General features: G+C 73.9%; 7 protein-coding genes and 1 pseudogene. 6 read left to right on the top strand and 2 right to left on the bottom strand.

Features of this window, described 5'->3' with window-relative positions; translation table 11 throughout:
• The 3 genes and pseudogenes from AB0O00_RS28855 to AB0O00_RS28845 all read left to right on the top strand — a co-directional run.
• Nucleotides 1–1,184, top strand: a pseudogene (locus AB0O00_RS28855) (hypothetical protein); the annotation flags it as partial.
• A 71-nt stretch (nt 1,185–1,255) separates the two neighbouring features.
• Nucleotides 1,256–1,408, top strand: a complete 153-nt coding sequence (locus AB0O00_RS28850; protein ID WP_363656663.1) for a hypothetical protein — start codon at nt 1,256–1,258, stop codon at nt 1,406–1,408.
• A 53-nt stretch (nt 1,409–1,461) separates the two neighbouring features.
• Entirely contained in the window at nt 1,462–2,088 is a 627-nt protein-coding gene (locus AB0O00_RS28845) for an HD domain-containing protein (protein WP_363656661.1), read from the top strand.
• Between the two features lie 125 nt (nt 2,089–2,213).
• Here the strand turns inward: AB0O00_RS28845 and AB0O00_RS28840 are convergent, their stop codons facing one another.
• The gene (locus AB0O00_RS28840) at nt 2,214–2,687 is read right to left on the bottom strand and encodes a flavodoxin family protein (RefSeq protein WP_363656659.1); all 474 of its coding nucleotides are present in this window, start codon (nt 2,685–2,687) and stop codon (nt 2,214–2,216) included.
• 133 nt (nt 2,688–2,820) lie between these two features.
• Nucleotides 2,821–3,636 carry a hypothetical protein gene (locus tag AB0O00_RS28835; RefSeq protein WP_363656657.1) on the bottom strand — a complete coding sequence of 272 codons (816 nt, stop codon included), beginning with the start codon at nt 3,634–3,636 and terminating at the stop codon, nt 2,821–2,823.
• A 121-nt stretch (nt 3,637–3,757) separates the two neighbouring features.
• On the opposite strand from AB0O00_RS28835, the gene AB0O00_RS28830 reads away from it, so the two are divergent.
• From AB0O00_RS28830 to AB0O00_RS28820, 3 genes are all read left to right on the top strand, one after another.
• Nucleotides 3,758–4,207 (top strand): Lrp/AsnC family transcriptional regulator, encoded by a 450-nt coding sequence (locus AB0O00_RS28830; protein ID WP_363656655.1) that lies wholly within the window; start codon nt 3,758–3,760, stop codon nt 4,205–4,207.
• Nucleotides 4,208–4,350: 143 nt separating this feature from the next.
• Nucleotides 4,351–4,707 (top strand): hypothetical protein, encoded by a 357-nt coding sequence (locus AB0O00_RS28825; RefSeq protein WP_363656653.1) that lies wholly within the window; start codon nt 4,351–4,353, stop codon nt 4,705–4,707.
• Between the two features lie 207 nt (nt 4,708–4,914).
• Nucleotides 4,915–5,171 (top strand): carboxylesterase family protein (locus tag AB0O00_RS28820; RefSeq protein WP_363656651.1); only part of this gene is annotated, 257 nt, incomplete at its 3' end.

Genomic DNA, 5,171 nt, shown 5'->3' with positions numbered 1-5,171 from the left:
GGCAGGCACTGCGCACCGTCCTCGGCGAGGCCGACGCGGCCGGCCAGGGCGCCGCCGCGGGCCGCCTTCCCGCCTTGCCCGGCTGGCACGTCGCCCGTGAAGGGCTCCTCAAGCGGGCGTCACAGGTGCTCGACGACGGTGCACTCGTTCTGGAGGGGCGGGCCGGCGTCGGCAAGACCAGCCTCGCCGTCGACCTGGCCCGCCGCGTCCGCACGGCCGGCCCGGTGCTCTTCGCCGACCTGAGGGGCTCCGCCGGCGACGCGCCGCCCGCCGATCCCCGGGCGGTCCTCGAATCCTTCCTCCGGCTCCTCGGCATCGCGGGCGACCGGATGCCGCACGGCCTGGCCGCCCGGGTCCGTCTCTACCGTCAACTGCTCGTCACCTCCGAGCCGTTGGTGATCCTCGACGACGCCGCCGACGCCGACCAGGTGCGCCCCCTCCTCCCCGCCGGGCCGACGGGCACCACCCTCGTCACGTCCCGCACCCGGCTGGCAGAGCTGGACGGCGTGCGGCGCCTGGCGGTCCCGGTGCTGGAACCGGAGGAGGCGCTGGCCGTCCTGCGCGCCGTCGCGGGTGCGGGCCGGATCGACGAGGACCGGCCGGCGGCCGGGCGGATGGCGGAACTCCTGGGCCGCCACCCCCTGGCGCTGTCCGTCATCGGCCGCCACCTGCGCGAGCACCCCGACTGGGAACTCGCCGACTACTGGCCCGAGCCCCTCACCACCCTGGCCCTCGAAGGCGGCGTCCGGGCCGCCCTCGCCACCACCGACGCCAAGCTGCCCCGCGAAGAGCGCCGTCTGCTCAGGCTCCTGGCCCTGCACCCGCGGCGCCCGTTCACCGCCCGGACCGCCGCCGTCCTCGCCAACCGCCCCGACACCGAGACGCGGGCACTCCTCACGGCCCTCGTCCGCTCCCACCTGGTCGAGGAGGACGTAGCGGGCTGCTACCACCTGCCCAACCTGGTCCACGCGTACGCCCAGGAGCGGATCGGCATCGACGAGCCGGCGAGCTGCATCCGCCGCGCCGTCGAACGCGCCCTCGCACACCATCACGGCACCCTTGACCCGGTGACCGGCCCGCTCGACCACCAGCTGTACGCACGGGCGGACAACGTGCTCGACCTCCCGGTCCGGATTCCCGCGGCCCTGGCGGCCTCGATCGCCGTCCACCCGGTCGCGGTCTGACCGCCGGCACCCGGACGGTACGCCGGATCGGGTGTGGCGCGTCAGGATGATGACGGTCGCCCAGGGCTTGCGTGGACGACCGCCTGGTAGCCGCGTGGGCCGAACAGGTGCAGGATCTCCACGAGCTCGCGCACGCCGCACGTCCGGGCTGGGGCCTGGTGGCCGGCTGCGGGCTGCTCCTGCTCCTCCTGGCCCGGGCACCGCGCTCCGAGGGACCGTCGTAGGATCCTCGGAACTAGGATCCTCGGAACGTGGAGCGCGAGGCGAGGGGGACGTGATGGGCGCGGCGTTGCGGACGTTCGAGGCGGCGGGCGGATGGCCGGAGGTCCGGGGGCTGGCGGTTGACCCGGCCGACCTGGCCGAGCTCGACGAGGCGGTCGAGTTCGCGGTGCGGTGGCACGGCGACCAGCGGCGCCCGGCCGGAGAGCCGTACCTGGAGCACCTGTTGGAGGCCGTGCGCGTCCTGGTCGAGGGCGTCGGGGTGACCGACACGGACGTGCTGCGGGCGGCGGTGCTGCACGACGTCGTCGAGGACACCGGATGTTCTCTGGACGAGGTGCGCGAGCGATTCGGGCCGCGGGTGGCGGAGTTGGTCGGGTGGGTGACGAAGGACGAGCCCGCCGAGGGCCAGTCGAAGGCGGAGGTCCGGGCGGCGTACCTGGACCGGCTGCGGCACGCGCCCGAGGACGCACTGCTGGTCAAGCTCGCCGACCGGCTCAGCAACGTGCAGCGCCTCGACACCCACCCCCGCCCGGAGAAGCGCCGCGCGTACTACCGGGAGACGCTCGCCACCATCGTCCCCCTGGCCCGGCAGCACCCGTGGTTCCGCGCGTGGTATGCCACCTGGGCCCGGGAGTTCGCGTACCTGGACACCCCGGACGGCCGGCAGGTTCCGGGCGCCTGACCGACGCCCGGCGGACCGCCCGCGACTTTAGTGGAGGTTGCGTGTTCGCAGCCCTAAAGCCCCCACAAAATAACCGAATTGACGCAATGTCATGACAGGATCACGAGTGCGTGGACGCCCCGGCATCACCTGTCCTGGGCGACTCGCTCCCGCAGGCCTTCGGCGAAGGCGTGCGCCGCGGCGAGGTCGCCCCCGTCGGGGCGGGTCTTGTTGAGGCCGCCGACGAGCCGGAAGGGGAGCCAGGTGTCGAAGCCGCGGCAGGCGAAGGTGTCGCCCACCGCGAAGCCCTTCTGTTCGAGGCGCCGCACGAGGGGCCGGGTGAAGGGCCGGAACCCCGGCTCGGGAAGCCCGCTGGTGGCGAGGACGAACGCCTGCGAGCGCCCGCCCTCGGGGAGCGATCCGACGAACCGGCGCAGCCGCGGGTGGAACCGCCCAGAGAAGATCCCCGAGCCGAACCCCACGAGGTCGTACGCGGCGAGCTCGGCGGCAGTCACCTCCTCCGGCTCGACGACCGGCGCCGCCAGGACCTCCCCCATGACGTCGGCGATCCGCTTCGTGTTCCCGTGGGACACGGACGCGCACACGATGATGGCCTTCATTGGTGATTCCCCTTCCACCTCTTCGGAGTCCCGTCCGGGCGCGGCCACCGCCCTTGCACGACGGCCACACCCACCAGGTAGACCGGGCAGCGTCGGAGGACGTGACATCACCGGGGGCGAGCCATCCGGCGGATCAGCCTGCCGCATGCGTGGAAGCGGGACGGCCGAGCCGTTCGCGGCGGGGCCGAGTGGCCCTCGCGATGCCGAGGCGGAGGAGGGCGTCGGCCGCGACCAGGGCGGCGAGGGCGAGGAGGAAGGCGGCGGCCGGGCCGAGGTGGGCCGGGGCGAGGCAGAGGACGAGCAGGAAGGCGAGCGTGCCCGCGGCGGAGGTGAGGGCGCCGCGCATCATGTCGACGGCCGCGGGCGCCCCGGCCGTCCGGTGGACCGACGTCCCCATCACCGACAGCAGCACCGGCACCGACGACAGGACGCCACCGACGAACGGTCCCAGCGCCGCGCCCGCGCAGAGGGCCGCCACCACCGTCACGCCGGACAGCAGCATCCGCGCCGGTATCTCCCACGTGCGCGGCGGGCTCGTACGCCCCGCGTTCGACGACGCGGCCGGCCAGGTCAGCAGCCCCGCTACGACCACGGCGAGTGTCAGCCCGGCGCTCACCCACACGTTGTCGCACAGCGTCCCGGTCAAACCGGCGGCGGCTGCGCCGAGCAGCGCGAGCGCAAGTGTCCACGCGGGCCGACGGGCGGGGGCGACGCGGGCGTAGACGACGCAGAAGCACGCCACGACCAGCGTGCCCGTGACGGTGCCGTGCGCGGCCGACGCCACTGCGGCGGGGCCGGCGGCGAGCCAGGTGAGGGCGAGGAACGGTCCCGTGTTCGTCGGTGCGCCGAGCAGTTGACCACCGCGGCGCGGGCCCAGTCGGCGCGCGACGACGGAGGCGAGCAGGACGAGGGACGGGGCCAGGGCGGCCCGGAGCAGGAGCGTTTCCATGGCTGCGATTCTTGCGCCGATTGGTCCGATTTTGTGTCGGATATCGCGCCCGGAAGCTCCTCGCAGGCGAGGAAAACTCGGCTGAATAGACCTCGCGCCGAGAGTTTGTAGCATGGCCTCCATGGACCGCATCGACCGACAGCTCCTCGCCCTCCTCCTCCAGGACGGCCGCGCGACCTACCAGGAACTCGGCCGCCAGGTCCGCCTCTCGGCGAACACCGTCGCCGACCGGGTGCGGCGGCTCCAGGCGGACGGCGTCATCCGGGGCTACCGGGCCGAGCTGAACCTGGAGGCGTTCGGGCGCGGCATGCAGATGATCAGCGACATCCGCCTCGGCGAGCGCGTGGACCGCCGGGGCTTCGAGCAGCAACTCGCCGACGTGCCCCAGGTGATCGGCGCGATGCGCCTCACCGGCGACTACGACTTCCAGCTGCGCATGGCGGTCACCGACGCCCGCGAGTTCGAGGCCGTCATCGACCGCCTCAAGGCCGACCTGGGCGTACGGGAACTCCGCAGCCGGCTCGTGCTACACGAGGTGTCGCTGAGCCCGGACCGCGCCCTGGAAGCCTGACCCAGCTCCCCTAAATCCGTGGCCTCACCGTCGCCACGCGGCTATCGTCCCGACCGACGACGAGGGGAGCCGAGCCGTGCCGACCACCAGCCACCCGCCGTAGGTACCTCTGGAAAGCCCAGAGGGCCCTACGGAGGCTCTCGATGTCCCGCACTGCCCGCACGACTCCCCGGCGACTCCGCGTCCGCGAGGGCGGATCGGAGTCCGTGTCCCTGCGCGATCTGCGCTACCCGAACGCCGAACCGGCCGACGCCGCACGCGAAGGCCGCCGCCCCACCCCGACGACGACGCTTCGCCTGATCACGTCCTGGACGTGCCTGGCACTCGACTACCGGACGGGCTCGTACGCGACCGAGATCGCCACGGCCGAGGCCCGCGCCCGCCTCCAGGGCCGGCTCGACGCCCAGCGGATCCGCGGCCTCCACCGCGCCGGCCACGACGTCGACGGCGCGGACATCCCTCCGGTCCGCCACCGTCACGGCGCGTGCTGGAATGCCTGACGGCCATGCACCCCCGGGGAGGCCGCCTGCGGTGTGACTCGGCCGCAGGCGGTGAGTCGTCGGTGAAGCTGAGCGTCGTCGAGGCCACCATCGTCCTACCCGGGCCGGTGGTGCACGCCCGGCACCGCCCCCGAAATTGACTGGCGCGCGGGCCGGTGCGGCGAGATGCTCCGGGGGAGTCCCGAGTCGTGCGGCCGAGGAGTGGTGATGACCGCAGGTGTGCCCGTCGTCGATGCGTCGGCCGGGGTCGTGCGGGGCGGTTCGGAGGGCGGGGTGGCGGTCTTCCGTGGCATTCCGTACGCCGAGCCGCCCGTCGGGCTGCGCCGCTTCGGTGCGCCGGAGCCGGTCGGGCGGTGGGACGGCGTACGGGACGCGACCGCGTTCGGGCCGCCTCCGCCGCAGGGCGGTGCGCTGGGCATGGGGGCGCTGTGGCGCGACGAGCCCGGAGACGACTGGCTGACGGT

This window comes from Kitasatospora sp. NPDC093558 (assembly GCF_040683475.1).
Lineage (GTDB): Bacteria > Actinomycetota > Actinomycetes > Streptomycetales > Streptomycetaceae > Kitasatospora.
This window is presented reverse-complemented; position numbering and strand designations above follow the sequence as displayed.